Source organism: Serratia sp. PL17, assembly GCF_017832355.1.
Classification (GTDB): Bacteria; Pseudomonadota; Gammaproteobacteria; order Enterobacterales; family Enterobacteriaceae; genus Serratia.
The window spans coordinates 297,553-319,265 of record NZ_JAFIBY010000003.1 but is presented as its reverse complement, the minus strand read 5'-3'; the positions used below and the strand labels follow the sequence as shown (position 1 = coordinate 319,265).

The 21,713-nt window shown below is 48.4% G+C and carries 24 protein-coding genes; 19 read left to right on the top strand and 5 right to left on the bottom strand.

The features are described 5' to 3' along the window. Positions 1–17 precede the first annotated feature (17 nt). Entirely contained in the window at positions 18–737 is a 720-nt protein-coding gene (locus tag JOE25_RS13115) for a cupin domain-containing protein (RefSeq protein WP_209635800.1), read from the bottom strand. 460 nt (positions 738–1,197) lie between these two features. Between JOE25_RS13115 and JOE25_RS13110 the strand changes: the two genes are divergently transcribed. The 3 genes from JOE25_RS13110 (at position 1,198) to JOE25_RS13100 (ending at position 2,866) form a co-directional block, all read left to right on the top strand. Next, positions 1,198–1,755 carry an OsmC family protein gene (locus JOE25_RS13110; RefSeq protein WP_209635798.1) on the top strand — a complete coding sequence of 186 codons (558 nt, stop codon included), beginning with the start codon at positions 1,198–1,200 and terminating at the stop codon, positions 1,753–1,755. 183 nt (positions 1,756–1,938) lie between these two features. Continuing rightward, positions 1,939–2,508 (top strand): TetR/AcrR family transcriptional regulator, encoded by a 570-nt coding sequence (locus JOE25_RS13105; RefSeq protein ID WP_094898027.1) that lies wholly within the window; start codon positions 1,939–1,941, stop codon positions 2,506–2,508. 16 nt (positions 2,509–2,524) lie between these two features. Then, on the top strand, positions 2,525–2,866 hold the full coding sequence (locus tag JOE25_RS13100) for a carboxymuconolactone decarboxylase family protein (protein WP_032693558.1): 342 nt from the start codon (positions 2,525–2,527) through the stop codon (positions 2,864–2,866). Between the two features lie 127 nt (positions 2,867–2,993). On the opposite strand, the gene JOE25_RS13095 is transcribed toward JOE25_RS13100, so the two are convergent. Beyond that, a complete protein-coding gene (locus JOE25_RS13095) occupies positions 2,994–3,896 on the bottom strand; it encodes a LysR substrate-binding domain-containing protein (RefSeq protein WP_209635796.1) in 903 nt (300 codons plus the stop codon). Between the two features lie 142 nt (positions 3,897–4,038). Between JOE25_RS13095 and JOE25_RS13090 the strand changes: the two genes are divergently transcribed. Then, positions 4,039–5,358, top strand: a complete 1,320-nt coding sequence (locus JOE25_RS13090; RefSeq protein WP_048284451.1) for a 6-phospho-beta-glucosidase — start codon at positions 4,039–4,041, stop codon at positions 5,356–5,358. Between the two features lie 121 nt (positions 5,359–5,479). On the opposite strand, the gene JOE25_RS13085 is transcribed toward JOE25_RS13090, so the two are convergent. Beyond that, positions 5,480–5,809 (bottom strand): thioredoxin domain-containing protein, encoded by a 330-nt coding sequence (locus JOE25_RS13085; RefSeq protein ID WP_094898028.1) that lies wholly within the window; start codon positions 5,807–5,809, stop codon positions 5,480–5,482. Positions 5,810–6,100: 291 nt separating this feature from the next. On the opposite strand from JOE25_RS13085, the gene JOE25_RS13080 reads away from it, so the two are divergent. After that, positions 6,101–6,943: a helix-turn-helix transcriptional regulator gene (locus JOE25_RS13080; RefSeq protein ID WP_209635793.1), complete on the top strand. Its 843-nt coding sequence runs from the start codon at positions 6,101–6,103 to the stop codon at positions 6,941–6,943. Here JOE25_RS13080 and JOE25_RS13075 read toward each other — a convergent pair. Further along, on the bottom strand, positions 6,927–7,490 hold the full coding sequence (locus tag JOE25_RS13075; protein WP_209635791.1) for a YbhB/YbcL family Raf kinase inhibitor-like protein: 564 nt from the start codon (positions 7,488–7,490) through the stop codon (positions 6,927–6,929). The two genes, JOE25_RS13080 and JOE25_RS13075, sit on opposite strands and share 17 nt — an antisense overlap. A 368-nt stretch (positions 7,491–7,858) precedes the next feature. Between JOE25_RS13075 and JOE25_RS13070 the strand changes: the two genes are divergently transcribed. From JOE25_RS13070 to JOE25_RS13055, 4 genes are all read left to right on the top strand, one after another. Further along, positions 7,859–8,965, top strand: a complete 1,107-nt coding sequence (locus JOE25_RS13070) for an alkene reductase (protein WP_098363208.1) — start codon at positions 7,859–7,861, stop codon at positions 8,963–8,965. 81 nt (positions 8,966–9,046) lie between these two features. Then, positions 9,047–9,748, top strand: a complete 702-nt coding sequence (locus JOE25_RS13065) for a DsbA family oxidoreductase (RefSeq protein ID WP_115657492.1) — start codon at positions 9,047–9,049, stop codon at positions 9,746–9,748. A 62-nt stretch (positions 9,749–9,810) separates the two neighbouring features. Further along, on the top strand, positions 9,811–10,584 hold the full coding sequence (locus JOE25_RS13060; protein ID WP_015697019.1) for an SDR family oxidoreductase: 774 nt from the start codon (positions 9,811–9,813) through the stop codon (positions 10,582–10,584). Between the two features lie 85 nt (positions 10,585–10,669). Then, complete coding sequence (locus JOE25_RS13055) at positions 10,670–11,422, top strand: alpha/beta hydrolase (protein ID WP_007374395.1); 753 nt, start codon at positions 10,670–10,672, stop codon at positions 11,420–11,422. Positions 11,423–11,666: 244 nt separating this feature from the next. Here the strand turns inward: JOE25_RS13055 and JOE25_RS13050 are convergent, their stop codons facing one another. Then, positions 11,667–12,161, bottom strand: coding sequence for a thioredoxin family protein (locus tag JOE25_RS13050; protein WP_032693565.1), 495 nt, complete (start codon positions 12,159–12,161; stop codon positions 11,667–11,669). 187 nt (positions 12,162–12,348) lie between these two features. Between JOE25_RS13050 and JOE25_RS13045 the strand changes: the two genes are divergently transcribed. The 10 genes from JOE25_RS13045 (at position 12,349) to rpe (ending at position 21,619) form a co-directional block, all read left to right on the top strand. Then, positions 12,349–13,197, top strand: a complete 849-nt coding sequence (locus JOE25_RS13045; RefSeq protein WP_209635788.1) for a DMT family transporter — start codon at positions 12,349–12,351, stop codon at positions 13,195–13,197. 130 nt (positions 13,198–13,327) lie between these two features. Beyond that, positions 13,328–14,551 carry a PatB family C-S lyase gene (locus tag JOE25_RS13040; protein ID WP_209635786.1) on the top strand — a complete coding sequence of 408 codons (1,224 nt, stop codon included), beginning with the start codon at positions 13,328–13,330 and terminating at the stop codon, positions 14,549–14,551. 34 nt (positions 14,552–14,585) lie between these two features. Further along, positions 14,586–15,938, top strand: coding sequence for a glutathione-disulfide reductase (gene gorA, locus JOE25_RS13035; RefSeq protein ID WP_032693568.1), 1,353 nt, complete (start codon positions 14,586–14,588; stop codon positions 15,936–15,938). 90 nt (positions 15,939–16,028) lie between these two features. After that, on the top strand, positions 16,029–16,790 hold the full coding sequence (dsbG, locus tag JOE25_RS13030) for a thiol:disulfide interchange protein DsbG (protein WP_032693652.1): 762 nt from the start codon (positions 16,029–16,031) through the stop codon (positions 16,788–16,790). Positions 16,791–17,013: 223 nt separating this feature from the next. Beyond that, on the top strand, positions 17,014–17,325 hold the full coding sequence (locus tag JOE25_RS13025) for a hypothetical protein (RefSeq protein WP_046373124.1): 312 nt from the start codon (positions 17,014–17,016) through the stop codon (positions 17,323–17,325). 197 nt (positions 17,326–17,522) lie between these two features. Beyond that, positions 17,523–18,491, top strand: a complete 969-nt coding sequence (locus tag JOE25_RS13020) for a sugar-binding domain-containing protein (RefSeq protein ID WP_015697025.1) — start codon at positions 17,523–17,525, stop codon at positions 18,489–18,491. 419 nt (positions 18,492–18,910) lie between these two features. After that, positions 18,911–19,360 carry a PTS galactitol transporter subunit IIA gene (gatA, locus tag JOE25_RS13015; protein ID WP_020439342.1) on the top strand — a complete coding sequence of 150 codons (450 nt, stop codon included), beginning with the start codon at positions 18,911–18,913 and terminating at the stop codon, positions 19,358–19,360. Positions 19,361–19,378: 18 nt separating this feature from the next. Continuing rightward, positions 19,379–19,672 carry a PTS sugar transporter subunit IIB gene (locus tag JOE25_RS13010; RefSeq protein ID WP_024359913.1) on the top strand — a complete coding sequence of 98 codons (294 nt, stop codon included), beginning with the start codon at positions 19,379–19,381 and terminating at the stop codon, positions 19,670–19,672. Positions 19,673–19,696: 24 nt separating this feature from the next. Beyond that, positions 19,697–20,950, top strand: a complete 1,254-nt coding sequence (locus tag JOE25_RS13005) for a PTS transporter subunit IIC (protein WP_020439340.1) — start codon at positions 19,697–19,699, stop codon at positions 20,948–20,950. Between the two features lie 24 nt (positions 20,951–20,974). Further along, positions 20,975–21,619: a ribulose-phosphate 3-epimerase gene (rpe, locus tag JOE25_RS13000; protein WP_048284445.1), complete on the top strand. Its 645-nt coding sequence runs from the start codon at positions 20,975–20,977 to the stop codon at positions 21,617–21,619. Positions 21,620–21,713 lie beyond the last annotated feature (94 nt).

Genomic DNA, 21,713 nt, shown 5'->3' with positions numbered 1-21,713 from the left:
TTTTCCTTCTTATTGCGTTACGGGACGTTAATTAAAAATACATTCTGACCACAGTACATTTCTGAGATGGCATCTTTAGCTCGTAGGATATGAATCTTTCCCATTAGATGGCTTTTTACATCTAATGAAATAAAAATAAAATCATCCTCGTCATTCAACATTTTTCTATCAAGATTTTTGACGGAAAAGTATGCTAATTTGTGTAGGTCATGTTCTCTGATCAATGTGCCTGCAGCTATCTGTTGCAAAGGAGGTAAAAGATCATGTTCCTGTGATTTCTTTTCATATGCCATATTTTGCCGGCCATAATTATCTTTAAGTCTGAGTAAGTCGAATTTGTTTCTTGGATTTTCAACTTCGATTAATTCGATACCTGATTTTCCCGAAATAGTCTGATGGAATACACCTTTTGCAATATATATGCTGTCCCCAGATTTTAACGCCTGATGTGTACCATCAAGAAATCTGGTCTCGCCATCACCATGTAGGCATATAAGGACGGTGTCTTTGAGTATATGACAATGCATTGAAGTGGATTGATTCTTTGATATATGAAGGCGCCATACATCAAAAATAGAATCACAATAAACTCTATACTCATGTCCCCATGGTTTTTCTATGAATCCATTGAGATGTAAGTCTTTCTCAAATGACTCACCATTATTTGAAGTTGAAAGTAGGATTTTGTTTATTTCAAGCAAGTCATATACATTTGGAGTCCGGTTGTGGATTTCCATATGGTCGCTCCCCCGCTAATTGAATTGCTGAATGTTGATTTCACTTCGGTCAATCGTTCTGTGATTTCAGTCTATAACGGTTATTTAGTACGAGAGAAATAACTTTTATGATGATTGCCTATATTGTTTCTTTTGATCAGTCCTTCATACTCAATAATTACTGAAAACTATGCTTCTATACTTGGGTACTGTTAAAGATGCATAGATTCTATGCCGTCAGGAGGTCATAGCTCACAAGCGATTAAGATGCTTAGCAAGATGCCGAACTCGGACGTCAGCACGATACATCGCATAATGTAGATATCGCAGCGTTTACGTCCCTGTTTGTAGCTCTATCTTAAGAAGTTGCCCCCATAGTGGTAGACAACACCTCAATCTTAAAGTAATCTACCATCTAGTAGGTTGATTGCGTTTGGCACCAACCTTATCTTTGAGATCACTCGACACTTCAGGAGTTGTCATGACTAATTCAAAAAAACCTTTTGCTGACGCTAATGTTATTCGCGGTACACGAGAAGCTATTCGCCAGCAGCCAGAGCTGGGCAATCTCACCTTTAACATGAAGAGTAAATCCAACGGTGGGGTATCCGTCCGTGTGGAAACTCATGCGACTATCCAGAACGGCCAGGTTGATACCAGTCGCGCCGGAAAATTTGCTAATGTTGGCGATGAACCTGCTGATTTATCGGGTACTGATAGCGGTATGGGCCCAGCTGAGTACATTTTGCAGGCACTTGCCGGCTGTTATACCGCGACTCTGACTGTGATGGCGGCAGAAAAGGGCATTGAGCTTGATGGTATTGAACTTGACCTGAACTTCGACATTAATCTGAACGGTTTCCTGGGTCTTGACGAAAAAGTTCGCAACGGGGCGAAAGCGATCAGTGTTGGCGTTAAGCTCTCCAGTCCGACCGCCAGCCGTGAACAGCTTGAAGAAATGGTTCGTGCACTGCCAGAAAGCTCGCCGATCCACGATACGTTGGCGAACCCGGTCAATATTGATACTCGGTTGGTGTAGGTAAAGCTCAGAGAGGGAAATGACTGAACACTGTCATTTCCCTACTGCCTGATGGCTATTAACTCCGACCAAAACGCGTTATCAGAGAAGGTTAAATTACTGTTGTGAACTGATGTCCCCTTGCAGGGAACAACAGGCGCAGATAATATCTACCAACTAGTAGATTATAATTGTGAGGATTATATGTCAGTCATGACACGAGAAAGGCTTCTGAATGAAGCGGACCATCTGATGCGCGAACGGGGTTACTCTGCATTCAGCTATGCTGATTTGTCAAAGAGCATTGGTATCACTAAGGCCAGTATTCATCACCACTTCCCAACCAAAGATGTTTTGGGCGAACAAGTGGTGATTCAGGCCCATACCGATACCAAAAACCGATTTGAACAGATTGAAGCGACGGAGAATACGGTTGCGCAGATGCTTACCGCCTACGTGGAGCTTTTCATCGAAAGCTATCGCACGTCGCGTATGCCGCTGTGCTGTGCTTTGTCTTCGGAAATGGCCAATCTGCCACCGAATATCAGAGTTCGGGCGACCGAATATTTCGATATGCAGATTGCCTGGCTGACCAGGATTGTCAGCCGTGGCGTTGATGCAGGGGAGCTGACTGCTGACCTGCTGCCATCAAAAATGGCTCTGCTTATTTTGAATTTATGCGAGGGCGCCAGCGTTGTTTCCCGGGCGATTAATAAGCCTGAGCTTTTCAACGATACGCTTGAACAGATCCTAATGATTGTTAAAAGAAAATAATTCTGGAGATGACCCCATGTTAGATTGGAATGAATACCGCTCAGAAGTGATGCAACGTGTTGGTGATCTGGGTAAGTTGACCCCGGAAACACTAAAAGGCGTCATGGCTTTGGGCAACGCCGGCAATAAGACCAACCTCCTGGGCGCGAAAGTGCGTGAACTGATTGCACTGGCTTGTGCGGTGACGACTCGCTGTGATGGTTGCATCGCCGTCCATGCCGAAGCTGCCGTTAAAGCTGGCGCCACAGAAGAAGAAATTGCTGAAGCCCTGGGTGTGGCAATCAACCTAAATGCAGGCGCTGCCGTTGTCTATTCCGCACGTACGCTGGATGCGATTAAGCAACTGAAAGCGCAATAGTTATCGCGTTGAAAATATAAAAGGGCATGACTGCCCTTTTTTCACTTCTGACATACATTTTCATCATGCTCTCTGGCATTAGGTCTGATATGGCTTACATTGCCCTTTATCAGAACGAAAACAGACTTTATTCCTCGTTAAACACATTTCTTACCCATTCGGCCAAAGCCTGAACGCCCGGTCGGTTAAGGTTTTCTCGTGGCATAAGGAGGTCATATCCTCGCCCGGCGGGTATTTCTATTTCAAAAGGGGCAATCAGTCGGCCCTCATCGAGGTAATGTCGAATGAGTCGTTTTCTGCCCATGATGATACCGCCGCCATTGAGTGCCGCTTCAATAGACATCTGACAATTGTTGAAGCTCAAAAAATTATCTTCAACAGGCAGGTTTTTGCCAGACTCCCTGCACCATTCTCGCCATTCGGAAAAAACATTCTGGGAGTCAACGGATTCAGACGTATGAATGAATGGGACTTCAGCTAACCAATGGTTTGCTTGCCTGATTTTTTTTGCAAGAGATGGAATACAGACGGGAACCAGCGTCTCTTCAGATAACCGTTCGCAGTAGAGATCGGGGTATTTCAGATTACTGTAGTATATAGCGACATCTACTCGTTCGAGATTAAAATCTACCAGACCGGCTCTCACTCTGAAATTGATATTCAGCCCCGGCCACCGTTCGGTAAATACCGGTAAGCGCGGCATCAGCCAGAGAAAAGCGAAGGTAGGTGGAAGGCCGACAGACAAGGTTCCTCTCAGCCCCTGCACGCGAATATCTTCTATTTCATCACTGATGCGTTTAAGTGAAAACGCGAGTACGCCAAGTAAACGCTCCCCTTCATCGGTCAACTGAAGCTTTCTGGTCATTCTAATAAACAGTCTGAATCCGAGCATGGATTCAAGAGAACGAATGCGTTGGCTAACGGCCCCTTGCGTCAGATTGAGAGTAGTCGCCGCCTTAGTAAAGCTCATATGCAGTGCTGCCGTTTCAAACGTATGCAATAGTGCCAGTATGTTCTGTTGAGCGAGCATTCATCATTTTCCTTCTTAATTTTCTCTTATGCATTATTTACAGTAATGCATACCCCGGAATTGATCGTTTGTCCACTAAGCCCCTTGTCCTCTTTAATTGGCCCAACAGACGTCCTGACAACAACGATGAGGGGAATATCTAATGAAGGGTCTTAAGTTAGTGGTTATTGGAGCGGGTTCAAGCTACACACCTGAACTGATGGAAGGCATTATCAAGCGTCAAAATGAATTTCCGATCCGCGAGTTATGGCTGGTTGATATTGAGGATGGCCGTGAAAAAATGGCGATTATCGCGGGCCTCACCCGACGGATGCTGGAAAAAAATGGGCTGGATATACCGGTTTATGAAACCCTTGACCGCACAGAAGCACTGCTCGGTGCCGATTTTGTTTGTTCTCAGTTCAGGGCCGGCTGCCTGGACGCACGGATCAGCGACGAAAGGATATCGCTGAAATACGACATGATCGGTCAGGAGACCAATGGTCTGGGTGGATTTGCCAATGCATGCCGCACTATCCCGATTGCATTGGCTATAGCGAAAGAAATGGAACAACTGTGCCCGGATGCCTGGTTGCTGAACTTCACCAACCCGTCGGGAATGGTCACTGAAGCGATACTGAAACACAGCACAGTCAAAACCGTAGGGCTGTGCAACGTGCCTGTTATTATGCAAAAGGGTATTGCCAGTGCTTTAGGTGTCAGCGATATCAATGAATTTATCATGCAGGTCGCGGGACTTAATCACTTCATTTTTGCGCGCCATATTTATCATGAGGGTAAGGATAAGCTTCCTCAGGTCATTGAGCTGATTTCAGAGGGGAATGATCCCTTGGTGCCTAAAAATATTCCTCCTTTCAAATGGCCGGATCGGTTGTTGGCGAATATGGGAATGATACCTTGCCCCTACCTGCGTTATTACTACATGAGCGATGACATGTACCGTCAGGAGCTTGGCGAAGCACAAGGGGAAGGGACTCGTGGTGAGATCGTAAAGGAGCTCGAAAGAGAACTATTCGAAATTTATCGAAACCCGGAACTCGCCGAGAAACCGAAAGCGCTGGAAGGTCGGGGAGGGCAGTACTATTCGGATGCGGCATGTGAATTGATGAGCGCAATATATAACGACAAACGCATCATCATGCATGTCAATACGCGAAACGATGGTGCGATTGCGGGCCTGCCGGATGACTGTGCGGTTGAGGTCAGTTCAATGATCACCCGTTCTGGACCGATACCACTGAATGTCGAACCTTTCCCGGAAGATGTACTTCGTCTGATTCAACTGATGAAAAGCTTTGAGCAATTGACCATTGAGGCAGCCATCAGTGGTAATCGGTATACGGCATGGCGTGCCTTGGTTATTAATCCCCTAGTCAAAAGCGGTCAACTGCTTGAAAATGCATTGGATGAAGTGATCGAACATAACAAAGCGTTGATGCCGGCCTTCCAGCGCAATAAATAACGCTAAGCAGACTGGTCGGTTATTTTATAACAAAGCGGTTATCACTCTGAACGAGGGGTAACCGCTTGCCGATGATGCATCAGACCGCTAAGAGACTTTTTTAAACATAGATAAAATGGCATCACTGCCCTTTTTTCAGCTCTGACAATGCTTGCTGATAAAACCCTGCCGATTTAACACCCGGTATACGCTGGACCAACTGCCCATCCTTGAACATCAGTACGGACGGCAGTCCCCAAATTTCATATTTGGTGGTCAGTACCGGTGCCAGATCCACATTCACTTTGCCGACTTTGACGTCGCTTTCTATCTGCTCGGCAAAATGGTTAAAAATGTCTTCGCTCATCTGACAAGGTGGGCACCAGGGGGCAGAGAAGCGCACCACCGCAACCCCTTCATGCCTCTCGATTTCTCTAAAATTATCTTCATTGTAAAGGGGTAATTCACGCATCATTCACTCCTGCAGGATGTAACTTGATAGTAATTCTACCTACTAGTTGGTTTGTTTAATTAACATAAAAAGCTATCATCGATAGAAAGGTGCTTAAGCGAAGATAATGCCATGTTTTATCAATGGATAAGCGTCATCTTATGTGGACGGCGTGCTGAGGATTATGATATTTCACTCCATCTGAATGAGAAAACTGACGTATTGTAAAATCGGGATTACTTTATAAAAAAGCAAGCCCATCCATAAAGTGTCGGCCTACAGGGCAGGCCTATTCCTTTTCGTAAGGCGATGATGGAAAGAACATTATCCAGTCGTATTAATGTGGGGAGTACAGCGCATGTGCTGCATACGCAGCCCCTGATGATGCGCCATATCACTATAGATGAACCCACAATCATCCTGGTCCGCCATGGCAGGAAAATAATCCGCTGGGCGCAAGAGGAGATAACGCTGGAAGCGGGGGACGCGGTGGTCATCGGGGAGGGGCACTCTTTTGATATCATCAATACACCATCACCTTTAACGGGTACGTACGAAGCATCATGGCTGAGTTTTTGTGCCGATTTCGTCCAAAACTACTGCTTCATGCATGCCCCACGTATGAGCATGAACGAAGCAAATAAAATGGCAGGGCCAGGCAACAGTTTTCGCCAGGCCTTTTATCACACTGCGGAGGCCATTACAGATACTGAAAACATACCTGAAAGTATCGTGGCCAGGCGTATGGAAGAGATGCTGAGTTGGCTGGATGAATACCGAATTTTCTTCGCGCTGAAACAACATACCGGACTGGCGATAAAAATCCGCAAACTCGTTGCAGCAGACATATCACAAGACTGGAATACTGCGCAGGTGGCGGCTGAATTGGGTATGTCGGCCACCACCCTGAGACGCCATCTGCATGCCGAAAATACGTCATTCACCCATCTGGTGACTGACATTCGCATGTGCCGCGCCCTGACACTTTTGCAGGTGACCGATCTTTCAGTCACCCGCATATCCCTGGAAGTCGGCTATGAAAATCCGTCTAAGTTCGCCGCCAGATTTCGAACTCGCTTCGGATTCAGCCCCAGCCTGGTCCGGGTTTCCGGCCAGGCTATCGGCAACCTGGCTGCGGTTAGCGGCCCTGCGTAATCTGAAGATGCGCTTCGCCCAGTGAGTTCGCTTTTGCCATAAAGCCGACCAGGGCGGGCGTCGAGTCCGCCGTTATTCCCGGAAGTTTGTCGACACGAAGTGCCGTCAGCGTGATCTCATAACGGTGCGTTTCACCCTTCGGCGGGCAAGGGCCGCCATAACCCGGGATACCGAAATCAGTCCGGGTCTGAAGAGCCCCTTGCGGGAGATTTTTGTTATCCGCCGTTATCCCAGCCGGTAACGAGTGAAGGGATGAGGGAATATTCACCACCTGCCAGTGGATCCAACCGAGGCCTGTCGGCGCATCCCTGTCATAAATTTTGAGAGCGAAGCTTTGAGTTCCTGCCGGCGCGCCACTCCAGTTAAAAGAGGGGGCAAGGTTTCCACCACTGCATCCAAATCCATAAGGTGAACTCAGGGTCTGAGCTGCGGGGAAATGGTTTTTTTCAAGTTCCTGACTTGTCAGCGTAAAACTGGCTGAAAAAGCGACCTGGCTCGACAACGCCAGGCATAATGTACTGATAACAGTAAGGTGAAGTTTGGACATTTACTCTTCTCCATTGGGGTGATTAACATCCTAATGATAAGGGGAGAGAAAGACTCCTCGCCGCCCTGAACCGGCCAGTCTTAGCTCCATAACGCCCAATAATGATATTTGTAATTCTCTGATTTCACAGGATGACGACCATCTCACCGACGGCAGCTCACCTTACACAGCATTCCCTGTGCCTGTATCCGGTGACAAAAGGACAGCATGATTTGTTCTTTTACCTATTGACCAATCAACTAGTAGGTAGGTATAGTGCAGCCATACGCTTAACCGGCATCAGGCAGCGATCGTCAGCTCCCCGGCCCGCTAAGTATTAACTCCGGCCCCAGCGGGGCTTTTCTCTCTTTCGCCTTGCGAGGTATACGATGAGTAAGTTGTTCACCCCCTACAATCTGTCAGGCATGCAGTTAAAAAACCGCGTGGTCATGGCCCCGATGACCCGCACCCGCACAATGAACGACGTGCCGGATGACGTCGTTGCACTTTACTACGCCCAGCGCGCCTCTGCGGGGCTGCTTATCACCGAAGGCATGCCTGTTTCTGAAGAAGGGCGCGGCTATCTGTATACCCCGGGGATCTACAACGCTGCACACGTTCAGGGCTGGCGCAAAGTGACCGATGCGGTACATGCGAAGGGCGGTCGTATTTTTGCTCAGTTGTGGCATGTGGGCCGGATGTCTCATATCTCAATTCAGCCGGGCAACATCGCGCCAGTTTCCGCCGGTACCGTACAGGCGGTTAACACCACCGTCTTTGCACTGACCGAGTCTGGCGAACCGGGGCCTGTCGTTCCAAGCCAGCCGCGTGCGCTGGAAACCGCAGAAGTTCGACGCGTTACCGCTGACTTTGTCCATTCAGCGGGTCTGGCAATGGAGGCCGGGTTTGACGGCGTGGAAATCATGGCGGCTAACGGCTTCATTTTCGACCAGTTCCTCAGCAGTGAACTGAACCCTCGCACTGATGAATACGGTGGCTCTGTGGAAAACCGTCAGCGGTTCCTGCTGGAAACGGTGGATGCCATCTCTGCGGCTATTGGTAGCAATAAGGTGGGCTTGCGCATTTCACCGTTCGGGCGGATTTACGACCTGGCGCCTTATGAAGGTGAAGAAGAGATTTGGGCCAGTATCGCTGCGGCCCTCGGCCAACGTGAGCTGGCTTATGTGCACCTCTATTATCAACCTGTTTATACCCAGGCACCGGTACCTGCCGGTTTCAAAGCCGCGTTCCGTAAAACTCTGGGGGGCACCGTTATTGCCGCCGGCGGCTTCACCCGCGAGATTGCCGAAACCGCACTTGAGGCAGACGAACTGGATCTTGTTGCGTTTGGCGTGCCGTACATCGCCAACCCTGATCTGGTCGAAAGAATGCAGAACGGCTGGCCGCTGGCTGAAAGCGATCGCACGACGTATTACGGCGTGACGGGGTCGCCGGAAAAAGGCTACACCGATTATCCCGCCTGGGAAGCCAACTAACGCCACGTAGCTGGTGGTATTTGCGGTGCCCACATAAAGAGGCACCGCCAGACGACATTAATGGGGTATTCAGGAGCCAATATGCAAACCCTTAAGCCGATTATTACGATAGATATCTGGTCAGATCTGGTCTGCCCCTGGTGTTGGATTGCCAAAAAGCGTTTCGAACAGGGCCTTGCCGCCTTTGAACACAAGGAACAGGTCGTGGTCCGCCACCACAGTTTCCGTATTTCCGGCGACCGGCCTGCCGTGCCGTTCCGCAAAGCCCTTTACAAGAAGTTTGGCGGGGAACATGGGGCGGAACTGATGATGAATCAGGTGGGCACGGCCGGGAAGGCAGAAGGGCTCCAGTATAACTTTGACACCATGCTCTTTGGCGATACCGAAGATGCCCATACGCTGCTCGCGGCTGCACGTCACGCCAATATGGGCGACGCCATGGCAGAACGGTTTTATCGGGCCAGTGTGACTGAGGGGCGTTCCATTTTCGATCCGCAGGAGCTCATTGCGTTAGCTACCGAAGTGGGCATGTCCAGAGCCGACGCTGAAAGTGCCCTTGCCAATGAGGCCTTCCGTGCATCGGTGGCCGAAGATGAAGCCCATGCCCGGTCGATCGGGGTCAGCGGTGTCCCGCTGTTCCTGCTCAATGAAAAATATGCCATCAGCGGCGCGCAATCTGCGGACAACTTCCTGAACGCGTTGAAGCAAGTCTGGGAAGAAAAAGCGGCTGAACTGGTAAAAACCGACGGCCAGACCTGCGGCGCTGACGGTTGCAGCATCTGAAATCTGAACGAGCTGGCTGCTTGACTGCCGGCAAATCTACCCTGCAAATAACGGAGTTCAAAATGAGCGATGACTTTAAAGGCAAAAAACTGCTTGTCGTGGGTGGCACCAGCGGCATGGGTCTGGAAACGGCGCGTATGGTGCTGAAAGCCGGTGGCAGCGTGGTACTGACGGGCAATAAAAAAGACAAGGCAGAAGCGGTTCAGAAAGAGCTGAGCCCACTGGGTTCCGTGTCCGTGATTGCGGCAAACCTGATGACCGAAGAGGGCATGAACGCCATTCGTCAGGAGATTAATGCTAATCATCGCGATATTAGCCTGATGGTCAATGCGGCCGGGATCTTCATGCCGAAAGGCTTTACCGAGCATTTGGAAGCCGATTACGACATGTACCTGATGTTGAACCGGGCAACCTTCTTCATCACGCAGGACGTGGTGAAGAACATGCTGGCCGACGGCCGTGAAGGGGCGATTGTGAACGTGGGCTCCATTGGCGCGCAAGCCGCACTCGGCGACTCACCGGCTTCCGCGTACTCCATGGCCAAAGCCGGTCTCCACGCCTTGACACGCAACCTGGCCATTGAGCTGGCCAGTGCGGGTATCCGCGTGAACGCGGTCTCGCCAGGGATCGTGCATACCCCGATTTATGAAGGCTTCATGGCGAAAGAAGACATTGCCGGCGCAATGCAATCGCTGAACGCTTTCCATCCGCTGGGGCGTGTCGGCACGCCGGAAGATGTGGCCAATACCATCTTCTTCCTGTTGTCCGACAAAGCCTCTTGGGTGACTGGCGCCATCTGGGATGTCGATGCCGGTATCATGGCCGTTCGCAGATAAGCTCGTCGTAACCTATCAGCCGCCCCATGATGGGGCGGCTGATAGGTATCTTGCTTGTAATTCAACCATTCTGAAAGTTAACATAATGAAAAAATTGAAATTTACCTTCAAAAATGCAGAAGGTGAGGAACTTGCCGGGTTGCTTGAATTGCCAGAAAATCCAAAAGCTTTTGCCCTGTTGGCGCACTGCTTTACCTGCGGGAAGGATCTGAAAGGTGCTGCACGCATTGCCAGGAAACTGACAGAAAATTCAATTGCGGTGCTTCGCTTTGATTTCACCGGGTTAGGCAACAGCGAAGGCGATTTTTCCAATACCAATTTTTCCTCGAATATTTCTGACCTGCTGTGCGCGGTCGATTATCTTCGTCGGGAATACGAGGCTCCTTCGCTGCTGATTGGTCACAGCCTTGGCGGTTCGGCAATCCTCTCTATTGCAGCCAAAGTGCCTGAAGCCAGAGCGGTCGTAACCATCGGTTCGCCAGGCGAATTGACGCATGTACAGCGGTTGTTCAAAGACAATATCGAAGATATCAGGAACCATGGCGCTTTCCCGGTAGAGCTTGCAGGCCGGGTATTCACGCTCAAAAAGCAAATGCTGGATAACATTCAGGAGCATAAAATAGCGGAGAAGGTATTTACCATGAATAAGCCGCTGCTGATTTTTCATGCTCCCAATGATGATACCGTGCTGATTGAACAGGCAGAGAAAATTTTTAAAGCCGCCAGACACCCCAAAAGCTTTATCTCACTGGGTGAAGCAGATCATCTTCTGACGCATCCTCAGGATGCGGAATATGTTGCCGGGATTATCGTTGCCTGGAGTTCTGCTTACATTTAAAGGGCGTGTAAAGCTTCGTGAAGCTGCAGGTGCTATCGTTGGCCACTGAATAAACGGGCGTAGCATTTTGGTTGCACATACAAGACTGCGTAGCATGCTTTCTTTACGCGAAAAAAGCCCTGCTTAGATGCAGGGCTAAGGGCATTGTTGCTATGGTTTATTTTTATTATTTCCCTGGCATTGCTCAACTTCCAGGTTTATTACCTTCAAGTTGAGATTCAATTAATTTAACTTTAACGCTCTCTTATTTTCTTGGAAAAATTGAAGTCACTTCGCGGGCGGTATCGACCAGAAGCTCACCGTTTTTGTACCTCTCGCTCACTTCTCCATTCTTGCCGGTAGCATTTTCAGGTCGTTCAATAAACTGCCCCAGCGGAGTCGCGTTCTCATCCAGTACCACGGCAAACGGAATTTTGACTTTATCGACACCAAAGTGTGCCTTAAAGACGGCTTCAGCCTTGTCGCGGGTGATAATACCCAGACGTATTGCTGGCGCTGACGCGGCAATGGCATGGATTACAGGCAAGTTTTTATGGCAGTCGGGGCACCACATTTCAGCAGCTACCAGAATGCTGTACGAACCCGGAAGTTGCGAGAGCTTACTAATGACATCGTCAGGTAATGCCTCGTTGGCAAGCCCCTCAAAATGCCGCAATGCGTTGCGGTCTTCTTCTGCTCCGCTGCCAACAAATTCGTTATAATCTGATGCTGCTTCGAGCAGTACGTTGAAATCTTGCATATGTTCTCCTTTGTTAGTAGCGGGTCTACGGCTTCACATAAATCTGGCAATGATAAAGGTCAATGCTCCAGGCATGACCTGAAAAGGGGTACCATTTTAGTGTCTGGCTACCATAAGTAGATATTGCCATCCTACCTACTAATTGATAGATTATCACGTAATTTATTAATTTTGAGGCGTCACGCTGATGGGGCGGTCTGTTGGATTCAAGATAGTGATAGCAATGATGGCATTCGCAGCCAATTCTGTGCTCTGTCGGATTGCGTTGAAAGGCGAACATATTGACCCGGTGACGTTCAGTGACCTTCGCCTGATGAGCGGGGCGGTGGTCTTGTTACCACTGTTGTTGAGACGTCAGGGGAAAAAGCAGGGCGTCTGGAGCTTGAAAAGCGGGTTCTTTCTTATGGCCTACGCCCTGTGTTTCTCCCTTGCCTATATCCATTTGGATGCAGGAACAGGTGCTTTGCTCTTGTTTGGCGTTGTGCAACTGACGATGGTGGCTCATGGCCTTTTCCATGGGGAAAGGCTGTCTTTTTCCAGAGCAACGGGGCTTGGGCTGGCTGTAGCCGGCATGGCTGCTCTTCTCTTACCTGGTGCCAAAGCGCCCCCCTTGGGCAGCGCTGTTCTGATGGCGCTTTCAGGCCTTGCCTGGGCGGCTTATACCCTTTGCGGAAAGCGCTCTCCCAGCGCAGCGCAGGCCACTGCGGCAAATTTCATCCTTGCTGTACCTTTTGCCCTGGTGTTGTCGCCGTTCATTAGCCAGGGAGCGCACTTCGACGGTATCGGAATTGTCCTGGCAATACTCTCTGGTGCCGGTGCTTCTGCCGGAGCCTATGTACTCTGGTATTCACTTTTACCTCGTCTTGAGTCTGTTGCAGCCAGTACGGTTCAGTTGAGTGTGCCCTGTCTGGCGATGCTGGGAGGCGTAACATTTTTGGGCGAGTCACTGAGCCTCAGAATGGCATTTTCAACGCTGGCAGTCCTTGCGGGCATTCTGTTGGTGATCAAGGCACCGGGTCAGAAAATACGACACTGATATCAACGTGCCAGTGATGACTTGATCACTCTGCAAATGGTTTTTTAGGTTTTAAAGCAAAGGAATATCTAATCGTTAGCAAAATCAGTGACGCTGTGACCTCTTTGGATAAACTAATCGGGTAACCTCTATGAAATACGATTTTGATGAAGCAGTGGACAGAGCAGGGACAGACAGCTTAACCGTCGACGGCTGGCGTGAATATATGTTTGGTGCCCATGAAGGCCCCGCGCCGGAAGTACCGGCGAATGGTTTTATAAACCTCTGGGTAGCAGATATGGCTTTTTCCACACCCGAGCCGGTGCTTGAAGCCATACGTTCCCGGTTAGATAAAAAAATTCTTGGCTACACCCGCGTTTATGACAGGGACTACTATGAGATTTTTGGGGCCTGGTGTGAAAGGCATTACGGATACCGGTTTCAGGAAGAAAGCATTGTTTTCTCCCCCGGTATTATCCCTGCGCTTAACCGATTGGTGCCGTTACTCACCCACGAAGAAGATAGCATCCTCATCCTGACCCCTTCTTACGCACCGTTTAAAAAAGCCGGGGACTATAGCGGTCGTCGCGTCGTCGATTGCCCGCTTAGAAATAACGAAGGCCACTGGGCGGTAGATTTTGAGACAATGGAACAAGCCCTGAGCGATGACCAGCAGCGAATTAAAGCCTTCTTTCTCTGTAACCCGCATAATCCCACCGGGCGAGTTTGGCGACGTGATGAGTTGCAGAAAATGATAGCGTTATGCCTTAAACATGATGTGTGGGTTATTTCTGATGAAATCCACTGTGATTTATCCCGCTCGGGCGTCACGCATATCCCCGCCGCGTCAATTTTTCCTGAAAATCATAAAATTATCACCTGCATGTCGACCAGCAAAACGTTCAACCTGGCGGGTAACCTGCTTGCAAACATCATGATCCCTGATGCCTCAGTGAGAGCCGAATGGCTTCGCCTGCATGATGATTTTATCTCTCCGCTGAGCCTGGTGGCTAACAAGGCCGCCTGGTCCGAGTGCGATGAGTGGTTGACTCAGGTCAGGCACTACATCGACGAGAACTTCCGTTTTCTGCAGGACTACCTAGGGACATATCATCCGCTGGCCCGTTTTATCATTCCGGAAGGGACTTATCTTGCCTGGATTGATATCTCTCGTCTGGTAGATGACAGTAATCAGGAAGAAGTAACCCTCTTTTTTGCCAGACATGCGGGTGTATTGCTTGAAGGGGGGCAAATGTTTGTCAGTAACGGCGACGGGCACATCCGCCTTAATCTGGCTTGTCCACGCGCTATGCTTGCTGAGGGGCTCAACCGTATAAGCAAGGCATTGAGTGCGAGTTCTGGCGATGCTACCTGAACGATGACCGCAGCGATGCTGCCTGGAGAACAAAATGACGAAACACTATGACTATATCGCGATTGGTGGTGGTAGCGGTGGTATCGCCTCAATCAACCGTGCGGCGATGTATGGGCAGAAATGCGCTTTGATAGAAGCGCGGGAGTTGGGCGGGACTTGCGTCAATGTGGGGTGTGTACCGAAAAAAATAATGTGGCACGCTGCGCAAATCGCAGAGGCCATTCATCTTTATGGCCCAGACTATGGCTTCGATACCACATTAAACCGCCTCGACTGGACTAACTTGCTAAAAAACCGCAGTGCCTATATCGATCGTATTCATACTTCATACGAAAATGTGTTAGGTAAAAACAAGGTAGATGTCATCAAAGGTTTTGCCCGGTTTGTGGACGGGCATACGGTGGAGGTCAACGGGGAAACGATTACCGCTGACCATATATTGATAGCCACCGGTGGTCGCCCTAGCCATCCCTCTATTCCGGGGGCGGAATACGGAATTGATTCAGATGGTTTTTTTGCGCTTGAGGCGCTACCGGAGCGCACTGCAGTTGTTGGTGCAGGCTACATTGCTGTTGAACTGGCAGGTGTTCTCAATGCATTGGGGTCAAAAACCCATTTGTTCGTACGTAAGCATGCGCCTTTGCGCAGTTTTGACCCGTTGCTCACAGAAACACTGGTTGAAGTCATGAACGTCGAAGGCCCAACGTTGCACACCCAAGCGATCCCCACTGCAGTGGTCAAAAACCAGGACGGCAGCCTGACACTGAAGCTGGAAGATGGTCGTGAACAAACGGTTGACTGTTTGATCTGGGCGATTGGCCGTGAGCCAGCCAATGACAAGTTGAACGTTGAGATGGCGGGTGTTGAACTCGATGAAAAAGGGTACGTCAAAGTTGATAAATATCAGAATACCAACGTGCCGGGTGTTTACGCGGTGGGTGATAATACCGGTGCGGTTGAGTTAACACCGGCAGCTGTTGCTGCGGGCCGTCGCCTTTCAGAACGCTTGTTTAACAACAAGCCGGATGAGTATCTGGATTACAACAATATCCCCACAGTCGTCTTTAGCCACCCAACAATAGGTACCGTTGGCCTGACTGAACCCCAGGCGCGTGAGGAATATGGTGATGATCAGGTGAAAGTTTATCAGTCATCTTTTACCGCCATGTACACCGGCGTGACGCGTCATCGCCAGCCATCCCGCATGAAGCTGGTATGTGTGGGGTTGGAAGAGAAAATCGTCGGTATCCACGGTATCGGTTTAGGCATGGATGAAATACTGCAAGGCTTTGCTGTTGCGCTGAAAATGGGAGCAACGAAGAGAGACTTCGACAATACCGTGGCAATTCACCCAACTGCGGCAGAAGAATTTGTCACGATGAGATAAGGGTGAGTAGTGCCATTTAGCACGTGACGGGAGGGCCGGAGGTTTGTTAAACAACGGCCCGTAATGAGTACGTATTATATTGAGATAAGAATGAACAAATACATCCTCGCGTTATCTGCTGCACTTATCGGCTCGCAGGTTCAGGCAGCAACGCCCGCAGCGCTTCCCGCACCGGTCAAGCAGTTGGAAAAACAAGGTATAGAAATAATCAAACCCTTCACGGCTCCAGGCGGGGTCCAGGGCTGGTTGGGAAAATATCAGGGAACGGGGGTGACAATTTATCTGACCCCCGATAAAAAACATGCCATATCAGGTTATATGTACGATGAGAATGGAAGTAACCTCAGCGAACAGGTCATAAAAGAGGAGATTTACATCCCTGCTGGCCGCGAGATGTGGAAAACACTGTCCAAAGCTGCCGGTATCACGGAAGGCAGTAATAATGCAAATTGCCAGATTGTCGTGTTTGCCGATCCCTTCTGTCCTTACTGTACAAAATTCAGACAGGACGTGCAGCCCTATATTAAGGACAATAAAATCGCTTTGAAAACGCAGTTAGTGGGTGTCATGCAGCCCGACAGTGGCCGTTACGCGGCTGCGATATTGTCTTCTGAAAACCCCGCGAAGGTCTGGCAGGATTTCGAGTTGTCGGGTGGCAAAAACAAGCCTGCACTTTTGGAGAAAACGCCGCAGCCGATTTTCTCGCAGATCCAATACAACCAGAAATTGATGGAAGATGTGGGGGCAAGCGGTACGCCAGCAATTTATTATCTTAACCACGCCAACATGCTTCAACAGATCGTCGGTCTGCCGGACCAGGAACAGATGGCCAATCTTATAGCGTGTAAATAGTTTCTGAGTCACTGGCTGCGAAATGGGTAAATTCACACATGGATGTGGGGATTTTATGAGTACACCCCTTAAAATCCTATTTTTATCTTGTACTTATGTGGCTATCAGATCTTTTCGCTATGTGTTTTGTACTGCTTTAGAATGGCGCAGCGCAAAGTGAACGGATTGAAATGTAAATCAGCTACCCTAACTAACGAAACCCGATGCAACCTGGAGAAAAGACATGAACAGAGCTCAATTGTTTTCTTATCTTTTTTTAACGGGATTTTCCGTTATAGCGTTTGCCTGTCAGGGAGGTGAAGGCGGGAAAGGCGGAACTGGAGGAAAAGGGGGATCCGTGGTAATCGTTAATCAAAACGGTGGGGCTGGTCTTAATGGAAAAAACGGAAAATCTGGGATGAATGGTTGTCCCGGTGGAACTCAGGCCGCACCCGATGGGCATTTTTATCTGCGAGGAACACATGAGCAATGTAACCCGTTTCACGCCAAAAAACAGAAATCACAGGCCACAGCGTCACTGATTGAGAGCACATAATGTAAAGCCTTGCCACCGTCAAAAAACTCTGGTCTCTTCACCCATTATCATCAGATGTGTCAGCTATCACACCGCCAAAAGATAAGACTCATTTGCTCATGTCAAAAGAGCAGGTAAAAGTGTACTCTTATGAGTAAATTGCAGGGGTAACAGTTTAACTCAGCTGATATTGTCTTTGGATGAAGATGGAATGCTCTATGCCTAAACGTATAAAAAACAGCCGCTGGTCAGGTTACGATCCCCGCTATATCTATTCTCTCGTCGTCCGACGTTACTTTGTTGAGATGAAGACCAAAACTGAGATTGCTGAAGAACTCGAGATTTCGAGATTTAAAGCGGCGCGTCTTATCGATGAGGCAATAAAGGAAGAGTATGTGAAGTTTCTCTTTCCAAAGCAGCAACTGCTTGACGAAGAGATCGCACTTAATCTCTGCGGAAAGTATGGTCTGCAGAAGGCAATCGTGCTTTCCGTGTCAGAATCCTGGTCCAATCAGGAAGAACTGAATGAGAAGCTGGGGGGTATCACTGCAAGTTATCTCAACAATAATCTCGCTGAGGGAATGAAGGTTGGTATTGCCTGGGGACGCGTTTTATCCAGCACAGTGAGTCAACTCACCAGCTTGCCGGCATTAGATGTTGTTCAGCTATCTGGCGTTCATCCGGGCATTGAATTTAGCCAGGGCCCGATCGACCTTATCCACAGACTGTCGACTATCTCTCAGGGCAAGGCACATCCTATGTATGTGCCGATGTGGGTGGATGATGAAAGCCTGGCCCAAAAACTGGCCAGTGATCCGGCTGTGGTGGATACCCAACAATATTATTCTCAGCTGGATGTTGTCATCACCGGTATTGGCGCCTGGAAAACGGGCTCATCCAGTTTGTGTGATATTTTTCCCGAGTCGTGGCAAAAAAATCTGTTTGAGAAAGATATCGCTGCGGATGTCTGCATTACTCTCGTTAACAGTAAAGGCGAGATCCTTGATAGCCCGATGAGCCGTCTTGGGTTTGGTATTTCAACCGAACAATTGCGTAACACGAAAACCGTGATTGGTGTGGCGGGGGGAGAACAGAAGTATGAAGGCATCGTCGCTTCACTGAAGTCAGGCCTTTTAGATGTGTTAATCACTGACTTCGATACTGCGGTGAAGCTTGTCAATTCCTGATTGAAATAGATCCCGGAACATCAGCAACAGGGGCGTAGCCCGCGCCCTTGATCACCTTCCTCTCAGGCATGCATCAGGCACTGCTATCAGTCATTCTGTAAACCCTCATGACTTAGATCAGAGCATTGCCAAATCCTCTGACATAGGTCAGTCCGCATATATAAACCTTCAAAAAATCCATCATCCCTTTGATTTATAATAAAAATTTTACTTCTCCTCTCCGGTTGACTTGATTGATCTAAACGATGAATTACTCGATATTGCTCATATGAGCAATTATTTGCGTGCACTTATGCATTTATTTTGTGATCAGCTTATAACTTTTGCATGTTTTCTGTTTGCGCGGAAAATTGGCATGCTATAACTGCTCATGTGATCGATTATATTTGCTCTAATGAGCAAAAAGGCGAGGTGAAAAGGTGAGTACAGTCACTATTAATGTTGCAGATGGTGCAGCATTCAAAAATTACGATGAGGTGCTGCAGCACATCCATGAAAAGCTGTATTCAGAAGGGATAGTGAAAAAGACCTATCTGGCAGCACTGCGCGAACGCGAAGCCATGTATCCAACCGGTATTTTGCTTGATGGTTATTCTGTGGCGATCCCACATTGCGACAGCAACCAGGCCAACAGCCCGTCGATTTATATTATTCGCTTACCTGAACCGGTTCAGGTTGATCAGGCTGATGGCGACGATAAATTGTGGGTCAAACTCATTATCAATTTGGTCGTTACCGATCCGGCTAATCAGCTGCAACTGCTGAAGGCCCTTTTTAGTAATCTTCAAATGGAAGACTTTTATCAAAATTTACTTGAGCTTCCTTCCGAGAAAGCGCAGGCACTTTTTATTTCCACCGTCATGCAATAAGAGTTCAGGAGCATAATGATGATTAATATCCTCGTAGCCTGCGGGAGCGGTGTCGCAACGTCAACTATCGCTGCTGATGAAGTGAAATCCGTGTGTACAGAATATGGCATTACTCAGTTCAAAATAAATAAATGCAGCATGTCAGAACTTCCTTCTGAATTACAGAATGCTGATGTGATTTTAACCACGAATAACTACAAAGGTGATATCGGAAAACCGCATATGAGTGTGGCCGGGTTTATCACCGGGATTAATGAAGCTGTGTTACGAAAAAAACTAGGGGATTTATTAACAGAGCTGGCTAAAAACTAATAAGAAAACACAGGGGATGACAAGATGGACATGTTAAAAAACATAATGCTAACGATAACAAGCATGGGGGCAACGGCAATCCTACCACTTGTCATCTTCATTTTGGGTTTGGTTTTCCGCATGAAAGTCGGTGCTGCCATTAAGTCTGGTATCACCGTGGGTATCGGTTTTATTGGTTTAGGTTTGGTTGTTAATCTGTTGAGTACATCCCTGCAGCCGGCAATTGCCTACTATTCAAAACTGGGAAGCGGATTCACTGTGGCTGATATCGGATGGCCTGCGGTGGGCGCGGCTGCATGGGTGGCACCCTTTGCCGCTTTAGTTGTTCCAGTGGGTATTATTCTTAATTTGCTACTTGTTCGTCTTAAATTAACCAAAACGCTGAACGTTGATATCTGGAATTATATGCACTTCCTGGTTCCCGGCGCGCTGGCCTATTTCGTGTTTGACAGCTTCTTTATCGGTTTTGGCGTGGCAGTCGCACTTAGCGTTATCGCTCTGTTTATTGGCGATTTAATTGCTCCCCGTTGGCAGAAATATTATGGCCTGGAAGGGACGACCTGTACCACCATGATCCATATAGGCTGGACATTACCTTTTGCACTGCTGGTCAATAAAATTATCGACCTGATCCCCGGCCTGAACAAGCTCGACGTTGATTTGGAGAGCGTACAGAAACGTCTGGGTGTGTTTGGTGAACCCGCTATCATCGGTGTCATTGTAGGTTGTCTGCTTGGACTGCTGACGAAACAGCCTGTGACCACTATTGTCCCGATGGCAATGGGGGTGGCTGCGGTAATGGTGCTCCTGCCTAAAGTGGTGGGTGTCCTGATGGAAGGACTGTCTCCAATTGGGAAAAGTGCCAAAGAGATTATGCAAAAGCAGATGGGTAAAGACGCCGAACTGAACATCGGTATGGACTGTGCCCTGGCACTGGGCGACCCAGCGACCATCACCGTCACCGTTATCACCATTCCGTTGACCATGCTTTGCGCACTGATTTTACCGGGGATCATGATTTTCCCCATCGGCGTTCTGATGTCAATCATCTATATGACAACCATGACCGTAATGGCCAGCAACGGAAACGTCATCCGCTCAATTATTTCAACCTTACTGTTCAGTATTGTCGTGATGTATTTAGGAGGGTATGTGGCTCCGGGTGCAACCCAATTCCTGCATGGCGCAGGTGTCGGCTTGCAGGGGCAGGGTACTGACTTTGTACTGACTGGCCCGTGGGAAGTATTGACGTATTGGTTGAGCACTGTATTCCATTGATTTTAAAAATGAGGTTTGCTTACCATGGCACAGATTTTACCATCAATTTTTGGCGCGAATATCTTAAGTCTGCAAGATGAGCTCCGTTTTTTAGAAGAAGAGAACACTGAAATATTGCATGTTGATTTAATGGATGGAACCTTCGTAAATAATATTGCCTTTGGGCCGAATCAAATCTCTGCAATGAAAAAAGCCAGCAAAATGACTTTCGACGTACACATGATGCTGGCTAATCCTGAAAGACATATTGATGATGTTATTAATACCGGCGCAGAAATGATCTCAGTGCATTATGAATCAACGCCGCATGTGCATTTTATTTTACAGAAAATAAAAAAGGCCGGGCGAAAAGCCGGTGTGGTCATCAATCCGGGTACGCCTGAAAGTGTTCTGGAATATTTGTTGGACGATATTGATTACATCCTGATTATGACCATTAACCCGGGGCAACCCGGGCAGACTTTCATCGAGAAAAGCCTCGAGAAAATTAAGAAAACCAGAGAAATGATTGCTGGCCGACACATTCAAATTGAAGTCGACGGTGGCGTTAATCTGGAAATAGCGGAAAAAGTACAGGAAGCGGGTGCTGATTTAATTGTTGTCGGTGGCGCATTATTTAATGACAACCCTAAAGCAAGCTATCAGGCCTTAAAGTCTGTCATGCATTAAGTATCCAACATACATTCACGCGCTCTTAATTGAGCGCGTAATCATTATGTAGACCGCAGACGTGGGGGATTTCTCTCACGTTAAGTACAAAGAT

Bases quoted from the DNA above. Each gene is read 5' to 3' on its own strand.
- JOE25_RS13075 (WP_209635791.1), bottom strand. From the start codon at position 7,490: ATGTCCAAACTTCACCTTACTGTTATCAGTACATTATGCCTGGCGTTG.
- rpe (WP_048284445.1), top strand. From the start codon at position 20,975: ATGGCACAGATTTTACCATCAATTTTTGGCGCGAATATCTTAAGTCTG.
- JOE25_RS13060 (WP_015697019.1), top strand. From the start codon at position 9,811: ATGAGCGATGACTTTAAAGGCAAAAAACTGCTTGTCGTGGGTGGCACC.
- JOE25_RS13020 (WP_015697025.1), top strand. From the start codon at position 17,523: ATGCCTAAACGTATAAAAAACAGCCGCTGGTCAGGTTACGATCCCCGC.
- JOE25_RS13080 (WP_209635793.1), top strand. From the start codon at position 6,101: ATGGAAAGAACATTATCCAGTCGTATTAATGTGGGGAGTACAGCGCAT.
- JOE25_RS13095 (WP_209635796.1), bottom strand. From the start codon at position 3,896: ATGCTCGCTCAACAGAACATACTGGCACTATTGCATACGTTTGAAACG.
- JOE25_RS13100 (WP_032693558.1), top strand. From the start codon at position 2,525: ATGTTAGATTGGAATGAATACCGCTCAGAAGTGATGCAACGTGTTGGT.
- JOE25_RS13085 (WP_094898028.1), bottom strand. From the start codon at position 5,809: ATGCGTGAATTACCCCTTTACAATGAAGATAATTTTAGAGAAATCGAG.
- JOE25_RS13070 (WP_098363208.1), top strand. From the start codon at position 7,859: ATGAGTAAGTTGTTCACCCCCTACAATCTGTCAGGCATGCAGTTAAAA.
- JOE25_RS13065 (WP_115657492.1), top strand. From the start codon at position 9,047: ATGCAAACCCTTAAGCCGATTATTACGATAGATATCTGGTCAGATCTG.
- JOE25_RS13110 (WP_209635798.1), top strand. From the start codon at position 1,198: ATGACTAATTCAAAAAAACCTTTTGCTGACGCTAATGTTATTCGCGGT.
- JOE25_RS13090 (WP_048284451.1), top strand. From the start codon at position 4,039: ATGAAGGGTCTTAAGTTAGTGGTTATTGGAGCGGGTTCAAGCTACACA.
- JOE25_RS13010 (WP_024359913.1), top strand. From the start codon at position 19,379: ATGATTAATATCCTCGTAGCCTGCGGGAGCGGTGTCGCAACGTCAACT.
- dsbG (WP_032693652.1), top strand. From the start codon at position 16,029: ATGAACAAATACATCCTCGCGTTATCTGCTGCACTTATCGGCTCGCAG.
- JOE25_RS13005 (WP_020439340.1), top strand. From the start codon at position 19,697: ATGGACATGTTAAAAAACATAATGCTAACGATAACAAGCATGGGGGCA.
- JOE25_RS13105 (WP_094898027.1), top strand. From the start codon at position 1,939: ATGTCAGTCATGACACGAGAAAGGCTTCTGAATGAAGCGGACCATCTG.
- JOE25_RS13025 (WP_046373124.1), top strand. From the start codon at position 17,014: ATGAACAGAGCTCAATTGTTTTCTTATCTTTTTTTAACGGGATTTTCC.
- JOE25_RS13050 (WP_032693565.1), bottom strand. From the start codon at position 12,161: ATGCAAGATTTCAACGTACTGCTCGAAGCAGCATCAGATTATAACGAA.
- JOE25_RS13045 (WP_209635788.1), top strand. From the start codon at position 12,349: ATGGGGCGGTCTGTTGGATTCAAGATAGTGATAGCAATGATGGCATTC.
- JOE25_RS13040 (WP_209635786.1), top strand. From the start codon at position 13,328: ATGAAATACGATTTTGATGAAGCAGTGGACAGAGCAGGGACAGACAGC.
- JOE25_RS13055 (WP_007374395.1), top strand. From the start codon at position 10,670: ATGAAAAAATTGAAATTTACCTTCAAAAATGCAGAAGGTGAGGAACTT.
- JOE25_RS13115 (WP_209635800.1), bottom strand. From the start codon at position 737: ATGGAAATCCACAACCGGACTCCAAATGTATATGACTTGCTTGAAATA.
- gorA (WP_032693568.1), top strand. From the start codon at position 14,586: ATGACGAAACACTATGACTATATCGCGATTGGTGGTGGTAGCGGTGGT.